General features: G+C 40.6%; 8 protein-coding genes. All 8 read right to left on the bottom strand.

What is annotated here, in order from left to right; genetic code table 11:
- Positions 1 to 23: 23 nt before the first annotated feature.
- Genes brxL through ACYTPF_RS02420 form a run of 8 tightly spaced genes read right to left on the bottom strand, consistent with a single transcriptional unit; the run spans position 24 to position 14168 of the window.
- A complete protein-coding gene (gene brxL / locus ACYTPF_RS02455) occupies positions 24 to 2090 on the bottom strand; it encodes a BREX system Lon protease-like protein BrxL (RefSeq protein ID WP_461851090.1) in 2067 nt (688 codons plus the stop codon).
- A 9-nt stretch (positions 2091 to 2099) separates the two neighbouring features.
- The gene (locus tag ACYTPF_RS02450) at positions 2100 to 4649 is read right to left on the bottom strand and encodes a PglZ domain-containing protein (protein ID WP_461851089.1); all 2550 of its coding nucleotides are present in this window, start codon (positions 4647 to 4649) and stop codon (positions 2100 to 2102) included.
- Positions 4646 to 6592, bottom strand: coding sequence for a BREX-1 system adenine-specific DNA-methyltransferase PglX (locus ACYTPF_RS02445; protein ID WP_461851088.1), 1947 nt, complete (start codon positions 6590 to 6592; stop codon positions 4646 to 4648). The genes ACYTPF_RS02450 and ACYTPF_RS02445 overlap by 4 nt, the downstream gene beginning before the upstream one ends.
- A complete protein-coding gene (locus tag ACYTPF_RS02440) occupies positions 6592 to 8655 on the bottom strand; it encodes an Eco57I restriction-modification methylase domain-containing protein (RefSeq protein WP_461851087.1) in 2064 nt (687 codons plus the stop codon). Before ACYTPF_RS02440 ends, ACYTPF_RS02445 begins: the two co-directional genes overlap by 1 nt.
- Positions 8656 to 8666: 11 nt before the next feature.
- Positions 8667 to 12299, bottom strand: a complete 3633-nt coding sequence (brxC, locus tag ACYTPF_RS02435; protein ID WP_461851086.1) for a BREX system P-loop protein BrxC — start codon at positions 12297 to 12299, stop codon at positions 8667 to 8669.
- Between the two features lie 12 nt (positions 12300 to 12311).
- Entirely contained in the window at positions 12312 to 12896 is a 585-nt protein-coding gene (locus tag ACYTPF_RS02430) for a BREX protein BrxB domain-containing protein (protein WP_461851085.1), read from the bottom strand.
- Positions 12883 to 13659 carry a BrxA family protein gene (locus tag ACYTPF_RS02425; RefSeq protein ID WP_461851084.1) on the bottom strand — a complete coding sequence of 259 codons (777 nt, stop codon included), beginning with the start codon at positions 13657 to 13659 and terminating at the stop codon, positions 12883 to 12885. The genes ACYTPF_RS02430 and ACYTPF_RS02425 overlap by 14 nt, the downstream gene beginning before the upstream one ends.
- Positions 13660 to 13661: 2 nt before the next feature.
- Positions 13662 to 14168, bottom strand: coding sequence for a BrxE family protein (locus ACYTPF_RS02420; protein WP_461851083.1), 507 nt, complete (start codon positions 14166 to 14168; stop codon positions 13662 to 13664).
- Positions 14169 to 14441: the final 273 nt, after the last annotated feature.

Here is a 14441-nt window from a genome sequence, read left to right as displayed (position 1 = left end):
AATCGCACTCGAACGGTTTGACGTTAGTCTTGTTTGAATATATCTACATTCGTTTCTAAACACTTACGTAAGCTTAAATCATTTACACCTACACCGAACCAGCTATCTGGTTTTTGATAAAAATCTAAGCCTCTCCCAATCTTAATTGTCCAGCCATTATCTATACGGATTTCACGGTCATGGAGGTTTTCATTGACTTTGACATCCAAATTAACATCCATTTCCAACAAACTCTGTTTTAGCCCATCAAGTGCTTCTGCCATTTCTTGAATATTGGTATTGTCATCATAAGACGTTATCAAAGTAATACTTTCAACAGAGGGCTGCTTAATTACGGCTTCACAAAACCGAACAAAATTAGTGAGTTGATGTTTTGCTCTTATGTAAGGGTCTTCAATAACGAGAGATTTAGCTTCTAGCAAATATGGTAGGACGATACTTTCGTAACTATAGCCAGTTGCGCCGTAATTAATTTTAAAGTGCTGTTCCTTTAAGTTTTGGTTGTCGTCAACGGAAACGTCATCCTGATTTGCTATCACTTTCTCAGCTGGTGTAACTACTTTGGTAATAGGCTTCTCTGTATCAGCTTCGCCATCATCAGTAATGCTTGGTTTTGATGGTTCTAATGTGGCTAAAGCGCCTATAGATTCCGGGCAGCGGACAATAATCTCTTCACCTGCTGCATTGATGTACGACAAATCAATATTGGCAAATTCATCATCAGGTTTACGCTTATTCATCTGTTCTTTTACACGGCGACGACATTCAACCGCATACTCAACATATTGGTCAAACTCGTCATTTGAACACTCACCATGTGGGTGAAGCATTTTAATGAAAGCACAAACTGTTTTCTTTATTCCTTTCTCGTCACGCCCCTCAATTGCCATACCAAGTTTTATGCGCTTATTCACCATTTCATAAACGTTTACCGATTTTAATTGATGGTGGAAAGCTTCAGCCAAATAGTCAGTGATGAATCCATAGTTGTCAGTCAGGTAGTCACTTGAGTTTTTGGGCATTTCCCAACCCGGCAAATATGCATAAAACCGGTCCATAATTGCTAAATCAAACTCTTTTGGGAGGGGTTGAAATAGGTCGTATTCAGTAGAGTTGACAACTTGGCGAACAGAAAGATCTAAGTTTCCAACAAATGCTGTACTTGCATCCGCGATAACTTCTTTCCCTCGTGAAAAGCGGCCGTTTGCCATAAAGTCTTTTAAAATCTGAATAACATCTGGATCTTTCACCTTCATGTTACCGACTTCATCAAAAGCAATGGTGTCCCAATGTCCAACAAGCCCCGTCTCTTTTCGGTTCTTGTTGTAGAACAAAGTAGCGACTGTGGCTTGACCGCCAGATATTAGCGTGGAGTAAGGCGAGAACTCACTGTAAAAGTAAGATTTACCTGTCCCGCGCGGGCCCAGCTCAACAAAATTGAAGTTAGCTTCAACAAGCGGCGCTAATCTAAGTAGAAAATGAAACTTTACTCGTTGTTCAAGCTTAGTCGGCTCAAGTCCGACAGAACGAAGGATGATGTCCATCCATTCGTCTCGTGTCATCTTGCTACGACCAGACTTGTAATCTTCAAAACTAAATCGACTTAGTTGAATAGGGCGTAGTTCTTCGATGTAGAAAGCATAGTCATCTTCTTCTACTTCATTGTATGCAAGTTTCACCTCTGCCCAAATACCGCCTTCAAGTAGTCTCTTATTCTCTTTGTAGAATTTGTCGCCAACCGCTATTTTTTGCGAATTGAAGTTTTCTAAAGAGGCCCAGTGACGCTTTTTGGTTTCAACATAACGAACATGAACTTTATCTATAAATTTGTGACGTCCTTTTGTGGCAACCTTTGATTGGGCAATATTGGATTCGTCAGGACGAACGTAATTGTCTGAAAGCGTTTCAAGCACAGCTTCTAAACCGGCTTGAATTTCATCTTCGTCGTCACTGGCACAATACCGAGCAAGCAAAAACTCCAGCACAAACGTAGGAACATTTGTGCCTTTCTTAATTCGCTGAAGGAGGTCTTTTCTAACTAGTTTGCCGTCGAAGATTTCTATTAACTTATCATCTAGCTTGTCCATCATATCGCTTCCTTAAACGGCGTAGTCTGTTTCTAATTCAAGTGCATCGCCTAGTGTTGTGCTAGTTACTGGGTCGATAGCTTTTACCTTAAATTTTCCTTCAAACTCTGGGTCCATTTTCAGTGTAACTTTAATAGTCTTGTTTGGCTCAAGCGTTACCGTACCTGTGGCTGCGTTAACGTGCTCTCCGGGGCGAGCTTCACCAACTACTTTGAGATTTTTACCTGTTCCCGTATGTGCTTCGAGTAACACTTCCGTCGCCTCTAAATCGTCAGAATCACCGAACAAGTCTGCACTTAACGACTCTAATTTCAGTTCGATTACTGCAAATCGAGTGGTAATACGCGTTGCGCCTTTTTTGTAATCTAAGATAACAGATGCTGTTTGGCCCGCTCTCACGGCATTTGGTTTTAACGTTATTTCGATAACAGGTACCAGGCATTCTTGCAGTGAAAGACCGCCATGATAATACAGCATACCTTTGCGGTAAGGTGCTAGAGAGCGAGGGCCTGCAAACATTTTTATGTCAGAGTTTATACCTAACTTATCACTTGAAAGGCAGTAGTGGTGGTCGTCAATATTTCCTGAGCCAAGCAATATTCTTTGATGCTCTATCTTCCAGTTACTATCTGGTGATACCACTTTATCGCCAGCTTCTTGAGCATTGTTCATATAAAAGCCGTGATCAGTCACTATAAATACTTTCTGAAAGCCTTGCTCTTGAAGTTTGTTTACTGCTTGGCGAATCTGCTTTAATTCCCTTTGCATCATTGCTGGCGCATCTTCGGGGTGGTTCTCAAAAAAGCTATCTATTTCAGTACTTCGTAGAACTAATAAGTCTATGGTACTGGCAACAGGTTTTGTCTTAGTTAGCTTTATAAAATCTTTTAAGGGCATTTCAATGAAGCGATCGCCATACAAGGTTTTGAAAACACCCATGCGCTGTTCTACTGAACCAACAGGCTTTCCGTTATAAAGTGCTTTTGTCTTACCATCATCCAAACTTACCGAAAGGTTTGTGTGGGCGCCGGGTAGCAAGCTGGCCATGCCAACAGGCGTAATGGACGGTAGCGTTGAAAAGGCTACGGATAGCTGAGAGTCAACATCTTCTTTAATCTGTTTATTAAGCTCAAACCCAAGCTCATAACGCAATGCGTCAATCATAAGGTAAGCAATGCGGTTAGTTCCACTTTTCAAAAGCGGTGCAACTTTGCTATCAAATAGTTGCGTGTTAGCTAAAACTTCAGCTGGAGGCCACCCTGATTCGTTGACGAAATGCGTGAAAGGTAGTTGGACAGATTCAACTAACTTCCGGTAATTTTTACGAACCAAGTCGACAACACCAGGCATTAAATTATCAGCCTCTGGGCAGTCATTAACTGCTTGCTCAAACTCACGATGAAGCTGATCAGCTCTGCGAAGTGAAGACTGATAAAACTCAATCAAATCGCTTTGCTTCTTAATAAAATTTGGCAGTTCTCTGGCTAAGTCTTCACATGTTTCCAAAAGGCGTTGTGACGATTTAACCAGCTCCCAATTTACCTGACTGTCACTATTAGAGGACCAAACAGAGTTTGAGTGTTCCGCAACTATCTGGCGAGTTATATGTCCTTCGTCATTAAGAAGGGCAGTGATAGCTTGTTTGAGGTAACACTTCTCTTCAAATGGGAAAGTATCGCGATGACCCAGTTTCGTGATATTGGCACACACGCTACTAAGGTTAAGTTCTTGCTCAATGCCCGTTGCACGTTCAATGTAAAGGTTTTGGTAGTCGGTGTGCTTTCTTAAGCTATCTCCAAGTTCTTCAACAATAGGTTGAGCTGAAGCTTTAGCAATGGGAACGTCAGATAAGCTACTGGGAATGGGCTCATTCAAGTCGAATGCAAACTCACTGAATAAAACAAATCGCCATAGTTCATCTGAAATGGCAGTCCAACTCGATTGTTTGGTGCGTAAGCTTAAACTAAGCGTTGAACTAAAGAGACTTTGCACTTCGTTGTACCAACTGGTTTCTGCCGCTAACTTATTTTGGACGGCTTTATTTGCAGTCATAAACTTAAATAGTAGGTTAGCCGCTCCTTCGGTATTCAATGCTGCTTGTAGGGTAGGCCAATTAACCCCCCCTCCAATCGCATTTATTACTTCAAAGCTCGGGTTGTTATTCTTCTCAAACAGCTCACGTATTGCCGTCGATTGGTCTGGTTTAGCTTTTAAGCATATGTCTATATATTTATCACCAGAGCGTTCAGGGTCTGGGAAAATACCACCTGCGGCAGCGTACAGCGCAAACGGGTCCTTTTGCTTATCCTCATCTTCTATGGGAGCGTACTTGGGCACGTATACAAGCAACTGCTTAGTAGACTTTATCTTAGAAAGGATGTTAATTGCCTCCAGGCGAGTAGCTAAACTGCCTTCACTAACGTCGATGACAACACAGTTTTCGCTTGCCATTTCTTTAGCCAGCTGGTGATAGCGCCTTTCGCCGTCGTATACAATTAACACGCTGTTATCAGATAGACGACTTTGAAGAATATCCGTTTTTATATACTGCTCAATACTCACCAAGCATCTCCTTTTGCAGTGTTAGATTGATTCGAGCGATACAATTTCAACCTATCATCCGTGGCTATTTTTTCTTTGATATATGCGCGTAAATCTGATTCAGAAAGAAGTTTAGGTTGCCATTCCCAAACAGGCTCTTTTTTCTTACCTTTAATCACCTCTACTTCATGCCACAAATCGTCTTCAACATCGTGAGCGATTGCTAAGCTTCTATCTGCATGGCATTTTTTTAGTACTCTTTCTGGCCAAGTAGAAAAAGCTAGGTGCGCCCAGTCATATTCGCCTTCTTGAAGCTTCTCCCAAGTTTGTTTAAGCTTCTTTTGCCATGGTCTGTTCTTAAAAAGCCGCCAAAAGGGTGATGCATTTAATTGTATTCCATCGGCATTATTAGGGGTCCAAAACTTATTGATGGTTAAAAGCTGTTGCTTGAAATCTTCTAACTCGCTGCTTAAGTTAATTAAAGTATCTAATGTCTTCTCATCTTTAACAGACCGACTCCTATTTGATTTCAGGTTCGAGAGCTCTAAGTTCAATTGTTCCTGTAGAGGTTCTATTTTGTCGTTTACACAGCTTACTAGTGATTGATTATCGAGGCCGTGAAAGTATAGCCAAAATGAAAAGTTATTATCATAAGAGCTCAACTGCCAATACAAAGGGGCTTGTCTTCTGCTGTCCGTGTACTTTTTAAGGTGAAGGGAAAAAAAATCATTCCTCAAGAATTTGGCTATATCAAGTCTAATATCTAGGTTTCTCTCTTCAACCTTCTGAGAAATTAATTCGGAAAGTTTATTCTCAGATATAAAAGAAACTAAATTTTTGCTTGAAATCTCTGTAGGGGCGATAGTACTAAATGGATCAACATCCTTACTACTGAACGCTCTTGACTCAACAAACCGACCAAATGAAACACCCACAAGCCAACTCAATACGTCTCTTTGCTTTTGTTCGTCATTTGTTTTTCCATGCTTCATCGCTGTTGCTTTTTGAGCTTTAATGACCTTTCTGTCTGATTCGGTCACCTCAAACAATTCAAAGCAATAATCATCAATCTCCTGCTGTATATGGTTTAATTCTTCTAATATTTTCTCTTTACAGTAGTCACCATTCTGTTTCAATAATAAATCGGGAAGTATAAATTGTCCTGAAGTCTCATCTGTCATATCTAAAAGCTTTACATTGTTGTAAGCTTGTGTTGCAAGGTGAGATAATTTAGTTTTGGCGTCATTACTGAGAGCTGGAATAGGTATTTTTTGAATTATGCCAACTTCATAATGTTTGCGAGTATCAGCTAATCCGAGTGACATCGAAATAAGAAATTTGAAAACTCTTGAATTCATTATTGCTAGGAATGGTGACAAATCCTCCCATGAGTCATTTTCGATAAAGAGTGTTGGTGCCATGTGGCTTATGATGCAGTTGCTGGGCAATACTCGTGCAGATAAATCACTGGTTGTTGCGTTTGGCCAAGTTAATCCAGGTTTTTTATAAAAATCTATTGCATTTATCCATCTGCTCCATTGATTTGGTTTACCGATTTTGTGATCAAGAAATGCTTTTAATTCCTTCCCATCATTAAACCAATTAATCTTTAGCTTTAGGTCTGCATAATAAGGCGAAAAGTCTCCTCCTTTTGCTAATGGGAGCCATTCTTCTGAAAGAGTTTCCCACTTCGTTCTGATAAACCGAAAATCGTCTGTAGTAGCTAGCCCTTTAGTGGCGGTTAACATAGAGTTTTCATGAGTAAGTTTTTTATAATGCGTAAACTTATTTCGTATGTGATCACTTACCCAATATGAAAAAGGAGCACTCGGCACAACTTCGAACATCGTTGGGTTAACCAGAAATGTCGACGGATTATTTTTACCGTTTCGAACGCTTTTTATACTATCTTTTAAGGTTTGCTGTTTGTCGCTTTCAAATATCAGTCGGAAAAATGTAGCCACTATTTCTTCTCCATTATATATGCAGCGGCTTCTACCATTGCATCATCCATTACTCCTAAACCCAAGTCCACGAAGTTTTCTGTCTTTGCTTGTTTCAGGACAACTTCTTCTCGCCATCCTTTAAAGCTAGCAAGAAAAAAGCAAGTTCTTGAGGTAATGGCTCCTAATTTGGCTTTTGGATTGGTTAAATCTAAGCCTCTTTCTACAAATGCGGCCAAGATGTCATTGTAGCTTAAAGGATAATTTCGTTTAGCCTCGTCTTTCCAGGTAATCGAAAACTCACCAAAAGGAGGGTTCATCAGCACAACGTCAAACCACTTTTTGCATAAGTCTATAAATGCAAAACCTTTAGCAGCATCCGAGGCAAAGAGACGCCTCTGCTCACTCATACCTGAAGAGCTATAGTTAGCATATGAAGCCAGTGCATCGAGGATTTTTTGCTCTGCTTGTAACCAAAAACCTTCTTCATCAATATCGGATACATCGAAGTCATCTTCACCACGTTGTTTAGCTATTACAACAAGATCTGGGAATTGGCTTAATGCTTGGTTTTGTCGTTGCCAAACAGCTTTCGCACTAGCAATGGCGTCTTCAATTTCTTTTTCTATTTTAAGTAGAGTCCCAGCTTCACCTGCTAACTGCATTTTTTCAAAAATCACTTCGACCAGTTGACCAAGTACCTTAGGCTTCAATTGTGATGTGAATTCTCGCAGAAGCTCTTTTTCTCCCGGCATCGGCTCTGCACAAACAATATTTGATTTAGTGATTTGAGGGCGGAGTTGAGGTTTTACGCTTGCTTTTTGCCAACTGTTGTGGGCACGTTGCCATAATGACATACCCGCGACTTGTGCGGCGCGCGGGTCAATATCAACGCCATGGATATTGTTCTCAATAATCAACCTAGGAACATGCTTCAAGAACTCCGCTTTATCTGAATATGTTTGAGTTAGTGGCGCATGGTCGTTCTCACGCTCAAATGCCTCTGCTCCTTGTGTTAATTCAATGTCCCAAGCTTCACTATATATAAGTTCGAATAAGTCAAAACAATATAAGCCAAAGTGCATTGAGCCGCAGGCAGGGTCGAGCATTTTTATATCACGAGGGTCTTTTAAATTTCGATGATCAATATAGACCGTTTGTTGTAACAGTTCTTCTTGGCTTAACCCTTCAATTGGCTCCTGTTCAGGTGCTAGTTCACCTTCATTTAAGAATATTTCATTAGGGCGTTTTACTAAATATTCGCATTCATCAACTAACTTAGTTTGGCCCTTGGTCATTTCATACCAAATTCGGCCTAGTGTATTATCTGTTAAAAACTCAACTACATAGCGGGGTGTAAAGAACTGGTTGCGCACAGCGAGTTCACGGCTGTTACGTGGTGCTTGTGAAGCATCACGCATTTTCTTACGTTCTTCTTGCGAGTTAAAGTATTGATATATCCAGCCAATGGTTTCATCTTCAGCCCATAGTGATGCGATTTCTTCATTGTTGATGAGGTCTAGTAACTCTTGCAGTACGGGCGAAGAGGGGAACAAGCGACCTTGAGCTGAGAAACGATCAAAAAGAACAGAAAGGTCTAGCGCGAATTCGTCAAATATACTGAATAAGTAATGAACATAAGACTCGCCTGTTTCACCTAGGCTGTTGCCCGCTAAGCGATGAAACAGTTGAAAACCCTTTGAGTCGTAGCCTTTGCTCAGTGACTCGGTTAAAAAACCTCTAGCCTCGCTCATTCTAAGAGCAGCTAACCGATTTAATACCGTAAAAGCTTGTTCACGAACAATTCTGTCGAGTGCTGCGATGCGGTTTTGCTTTTCCTTACTCTTAACTTTGTCATGATCGTTCGCTGCCAGATAATGTTCAAAAGTCTCACGTAATAATCGAGCAGTTTCTTGCTGATGTGGTGTCAGCCCAGATAAAGCGTCTAAATCAGCCACCTCGCCGCTAACAGGGTTCATCCCATATATTGATTGCAGCTGGCGAGTAAACTCGCCTGATAAGAGGGCTCTTGAATCAGCAACAAAGCGGTTCAGCATGTTCCGTGTAGTTTGGTCAAATGCCATGTTCTATCCTTTTAACTCTCAAAATTAAGGTTAATTTCAATTTCACTATTAAGCTCTAGATCACCCTTAAGCTGCTGCAATTTTTGAATTAACTGCTCTAGTTCCGCTTTTTGAGTTACTCGTTTGGGAATAGTTACATTGCGTTCAATCTTTTGGTTAGCTTTGCCTTCAGCCTCGTATTTTGCCTTTTCTTCAGCGATGCGCTGAACTCGCTTTTCCTGCGCTTTGCGAGCAACTGATGCATTTACATCTTTTAGTTTCTGACCGATGTTAAATTCTTGCGCAACTAACGAGTTCAAGCCAGAGATGTCGCTACTAACGGTTAATGCCATTGAATCAAATTGACATAGTTCTTGGTCTTTTTCTTCAACTGTCAGTTCGTTCCAGTCAATATGGTTTGTTACTTCTATTTGAGCTTGCTTTATACTTTTTTCTTGTTGCAATTGTAGTTCTTTAACGCTGTTTGAAATTAGCGTTTGAAGACTCGTTAGTGATGAGTTGAAGTCAGCGCTATATTGGTAGAAGTCTTGCCTTTGTAGTTTTTCCTGATATGTTGATATTTCCTCATCGGCGTTTTGGCGTAATAGGCCTGGAATTCCAGAAGCTGGCAGGGACTCTATCGAGGCAATTAAGTCATCCAAACATTTTAACGTTTTATCTAACCCTTGCTTAAAGGCTAGTTGGACCGCCGATGCCCACTGCAATGAGCTAAATACCTGAGACTCCTCTGCACCCAGTCTTTGTGATGCATCAGAACAGTCTGACAACAGCATGTTCGCAAGATCATTACTTAAGCTTTTTGCCTTATCTTCACCAGGAATTTTTAAATTTTTTAGGTCTGAAGCTAATGACCCAAACTCATGCTGCGCTTTATTGAAATATTTAACAGCTGCTTTACTGATGTCATCTTCTAGCGGGAACACAGTATCACCGGTTAGCTCGGTAAGTCGCTCAGAAGCCAACAAACACATCTCTTGTGAAGGTCTGTCGTCGCGTAAATTTACACCAACGGTTTTAAATGTATTGTTGGTTTTTATTGCTTCTATAGCTTTTTGACCAGAGCTGGTTAATTCTTGCCCTGCGACCTTGAATTTCACTAAACCACCAACAAACATCGCAGAGACTAAATAGCGAAGCGTATCTTGCGACCAACCAAAGCGAGGGCGAGAAAAATAGTCTGAAAGTGTTTTACCGTCGATGCCACCGCGGCTGTCGATGTAGTCTTTTATGCTAATAATTGCTTGGTGGCTTTCATTTATTGAATAGCTACCTCCGTCTTTTACTACAAGCGATAGTGGATCAACTTCAGACGTGATGAGAGACAAGTTATCAGCTCTCATAAATTTTTCAGCAATATTAGTGTTAACTTGCACGGGGGCTTCTTGATAGCGGTCGAATACTTTTTTGGCGGCACCAGCAAGGTGTTTCTTACACGCTTCTAATAGTTTTTGGTCGTAGCTTTCAACTGCTGTAGCATTGCCCGCAAAAATAAATTCTCCGTTAACAAGGCTACGTGCAAGCTTGGTTTCTATTTGTCCAATAAGGTTTGCGGCTCTATCTTGTTGCGTTTTACAGTAATCTTTAATTTCCTTTTCTGTCTCTTGACGATACCTGTGTGCTATTTCATCACAGCGATATGCTTCGTTAACTAATTCATCGATATCCTGTGACGTTCTAGCAATCAAGTAAATCTCGTTAGGATTGTGGCGAGATGCGTCAACTAAACGTGTTCTTGCAACATCAAATTCAGTAGCAGCTACAAATTCGATGACTGTCTGAATAGGATTTTTATCACCATTTAGCAATGATGTGTGCCCAGACTCATTCGTATACTTTATACCCGTTTGAACAGCTCTAGAGCCATTAAGGCTAACGCTTGGAAGTGGGCTCATTACTTCTTTTATAGCGTTACTCATAATTTTACGAAGTTCTATGGAAGGCAAGCGTAATTGATGACGTTCTTGTTCAATATCGTTCAACTTTTCGCTAAAGAAGGTAAGTTCTCCGTCTTTTTCTGCCAAGGGAACTTTCGGATCGTTAATAAGATCTTCTATTGCCTGGTTTATGGCATCTTTTCGAGATTGTGCAGTCACTTCTCCATGCATTAGTGCTGCAACGTTGTGTCGTGTTATAGGCAAGTTGTTAAGTATCTCAAGCAGAGCCACCGTTTTTGCGACGCCTTGATGGTCTTTCGAGTCATACCAATTTGATTGATACAACCTGCCAACCGCTTTATGTTTAGTGGCAAAAGCTGCGCCGATGTCTTTTTCCAACGCATCGTAAAGAGTAACTGATGTGGCCAACCAACCTACGTTTTGATCGGCAATGGGAGCCTGGTCTTCATTTCCTTCCACTAAAACATCATGAATAACTTTAATTGCCGAGCGAAGACCTATACCACCAGTAGATTTGGCTAGAACGCCCAGTAAGTTCAGCAGCAACTCAAAGTGCGCAGGTAAAAATGGATACAAATTAACAAAAGACTTTTCGTCTACATCAGCTTCGTAGAACTTATTGCCCTCAAGCTTGGTAGCGTGACGTAAAGATTGTCCGTTGCTTTCAAAAAGTGCGCGTAAATTATTTTCACCTTCTGAAGATTTACCGAGCAACCTGAGATAACAAATCTCTTTGATGTCGCTTGACTTTAAGCGGATATCAATTGGGAACCTGTCGATCAGTTTATATAGCTCTGGCGAATTCAGCGCAGCGCTCTTGTCATCTTCCGCAAGTGTTTGCTGCGCTGTACCGAAAATCCAGACTTTGCCTTTACCCAACTGTTTAATAATTTGCGCAAATCCTTGCAGCTTAAAAATAAGCTTTTCACGAGGGCCAACATAGTTACCAATCTCATCAAAGATGAAAATACAGTACTCTTTGCTGCTGGTTTCACGCACTATGTCTATTATTTCTTGTGCTTGTTGTTCTACGGTAAAGACGATTTCTTCATGGTCTGTCTTGAAGCTGTCAGAATGTGGCCAGAATTTAGGGTACATCTGATGAGCAAGCTCGGGAATGATAAAATCTACAACAGAGGGATCGTCTTGATATGATTGCCAGGTTTCTCCCTCTAACATTTCTGAGAAGAGCTTTTCAAATTCTTCGTAACGTCCGTCTTTTTTAAGCCTTCTTTCGAAAGACGCAACTTTTAAATTACGAGAATAGCCTGCCCACTTTAGAACCTTGTTGTACAGTACAGTAGCGACATCTTCCATGGATGCCCCAGCCGATTGTTCACTGGCTAAATCGACCATGACGACAGAAGCAGGAAATTTTTTTGCCACCGTGTTAAGCAGTGTCTTTGTTCTGATATCGCGAATTCGATCAGAGAAGTGTTGTAGAAATGGTGTGCCATCAATTGTGATGCGGTCGTCTAATGCCATTCCTATGTATTTCGAAAGCGATGATTTACCTGAGCCATAGAAACCAGAAACCCAAACACCAATTTCATTTTCATCGTTTGAGTTCATTGCTGTTTGCATTCGCTCCAGCAATTCGTGCATGCTTTCACAAAGATGGTCAGTAACTACATATTCTGATATCTCTGCCTTTAGGTTTTTTTCTTCATTACTGCCGTAGGTAATAACTTTTTCAATTCGGCGATCTAACCCTTTTGTTCCGTCAAATAGTGATCTAATGTTTGTCATGATTTACTCCTGTTAACCGCCTACATGCAATGAACGGTAATTTCCATCTTCTGGATAAAAACCTAAAAACTTTAATCTGGTTTTCCCGGTTCTTACGCCAGGATATAAAAATACGGTAGGTACATTGAATTTACCTTGAAGGCCTGATTCGATTGAACCTATTCTCATATAAGGGTGAAGTGCTTCTAAGTCAGTGACTAGTATAAGAGCGTTAGCGTCGGCTTCTGTTTCTAATAGAAAGTTCTCGAATACTTCTTTTAAGCCAGCGCCGTCTTTTGTCAGGTTGTTGGTTATTGACTGCGTGACCTTGTTAAAGTTAAGAGGGTCTTTTTTGTCAGCTGCTTCCCACATTTTTCTCACAGCCGGATTTATTTTGTTTAAAAGCGTTTCTATTTGCTCTGCTACTGAGAATTCTCTAACGTTCCAGCCTTCAGTCTTTAATTTAGCTAACCATGCTTTTTTCTGTCTCTTAACAGCAACTATTTCGTCCGGCGAAAATACCAAGTAGTAAATAGGCTCAAAGCTTGCGTGAGTAAACTCTCTTCCTTGTTTAATCTTTGCTACTAATTCGTCGAAATTTGACTTAAGCAATGACATTTATAACTTCCTCCATATCCTTATAGGCCCAGCTAATTTGAACCACATCACCAGCAGCTTGAATTATCCAGTATCTGTTTACGGCTAAAGCCTTTAGCTCTTCTCTTACATCATCATTTGTTAAACCAAATAACTGCCAATCTGGGTGATTTATAACTGCATTGTCACCTAATCCCGAAAAATGTAGTTCGTAGGCTAGGTAAACTTTTATTCTGTCAGAAATTCGTGGTGGCGTTAATTTTCTCTCGTTTCTTGATGTGCCTTCCAAAAAGCCATAGTCGGCTAAGCACCCAAGAATGTAAGAAGACACTCTTTTAATAGTGGTTTCAGACCAAGGCTTTTTCATCTTACCTTCTTGTAAACCTTGCTCTATAAACTCCCTAGTGTTTTCAAGTTCAATACTTTGGTAACCAGAAGCGTATTTTTGCCAATAAACTGCTTTCACAAATTCCGACAATATATAGTTAGAGCGTGAGGTATAGAGGTAAAATATTTGGCTAAGTTCTGCTGATGAAAGTACGGTAAGCAATGACTTCACCCGATGGGCTACTTCTTCATTTCTTAAGTATCTTGGATAGAAGCATTCTGCGACGATATTTCTAAGTCTACGCGCTGTTACGTTAGGAAATGAGCCTGATTCAAGTGCGACATCGCACAGTTGCTGTGTGTTCATACCTGGAGCCCATAGCTCGAATAAACCTTTGGTTTCTTCTTTTAAGCCAAGTCCAGCCGATAGTTGGGTAGTATAATACTGCTCGGGCATTGTTAGATATTACTCTGGAAGTATGGAAATGCTTTGTTGTTTTTACTGAAAGCTTGCGAATAGGCACATGCTAGTTTTGTTGCGACGCGGTCAAGTTTGTCAATTTGTGTTTCACCAATGCTGATAGGACCTTCCCCTGATATGCTTGCGCCACCTGAAAGTTCTGTTAGTCGGTCTGTTGCGTTAGCCTTGGAGGATAAATATGTTTCAATTATATCTTTACCAAGCATTTTGAATTCTTCGAGCATCGCTTTTTCAATGTGCTCTGGTAATCGAAATAAATGAAACGACTTGCCTATACCTATGGCTTCGTCATGAACTTTTGCCGCAGCCGCTGAGAGCGCCATATACTGTGAGATTTGCGCAGTTCTCGGAAAAGTAAACTCAAGCATTTTTTGGGTTGTAGGTGCTAGAAAATTGGATGGCCACCAGTTGTTTTGCGATTTTTCACCTAGGTAGCCAACTATGACTCGCAGTTCGACAAGTGTTTTTATAATTAGTTTGTCCATTAACATAACGTCCTGTTTGAATTTGCTCGAAGTTGCCTAGCATTCTGTTGAATCTTTACTATCAATCGACTTTTATTTCAATAAGCTTGCGCTTAAATGCTTAGTAACAAAGAGTATCGGTTTAAAGCTTTAATGCCGGGCGGGCGAAACCGATTTTGTAAGTCGTGTCTTTTTTAGCCTTGTTCATTGAAGCCTTTGATAACAAGAAGATGAATGTTTAGCGTATTGTTTTTATAACACGATAATATATCACGCCCTCACATGAACTACTAA

It is taken from the genome of Alteromonas sp. HB246098 (genome assembly GCF_054890645.1).
Note: the sequence above shows the minus strand (reverse complement) of the source record. Positions and strands in the feature narration are given on the sequence as shown.

Coding starts and splice junctions, on each gene's coding strand:
- brxL (WP_461851090.1), bottom strand. CDS start 2,090: ATGATGGACAAGCTAGATGATAAGTTAATAGAAATCTTCGACGGCAAA.
- ACYTPF_RS02420 (WP_461851083.1), bottom strand. CDS start 14,168: ATGGACAAACTAATTATAAAAACACTTGTCGAACTGCGAGTCATAGTT.
- ACYTPF_RS02425 (WP_461851084.1), bottom strand. CDS start 13,659: ATGCCCGAGCAGTATTATACTACCCAACTATCGGCTGGACTTGGCTTA.
- ACYTPF_RS02440 (WP_461851087.1), bottom strand. CDS start 8,655: ATGGCATTTGACCAAACTACACGGAACATGCTGAACCGCTTTGTTGCT.
- ACYTPF_RS02430 (WP_461851085.1), bottom strand. CDS start 12,896: ATGTCATTGCTTAAGTCAAATTTCGACGAATTAGTAGCAAAGATTAAA.
- brxC (WP_461851086.1), bottom strand. CDS start 12,299: ATGACAAACATTAGATCACTATTTGACGGAACAAAAGGGTTAGATCGC.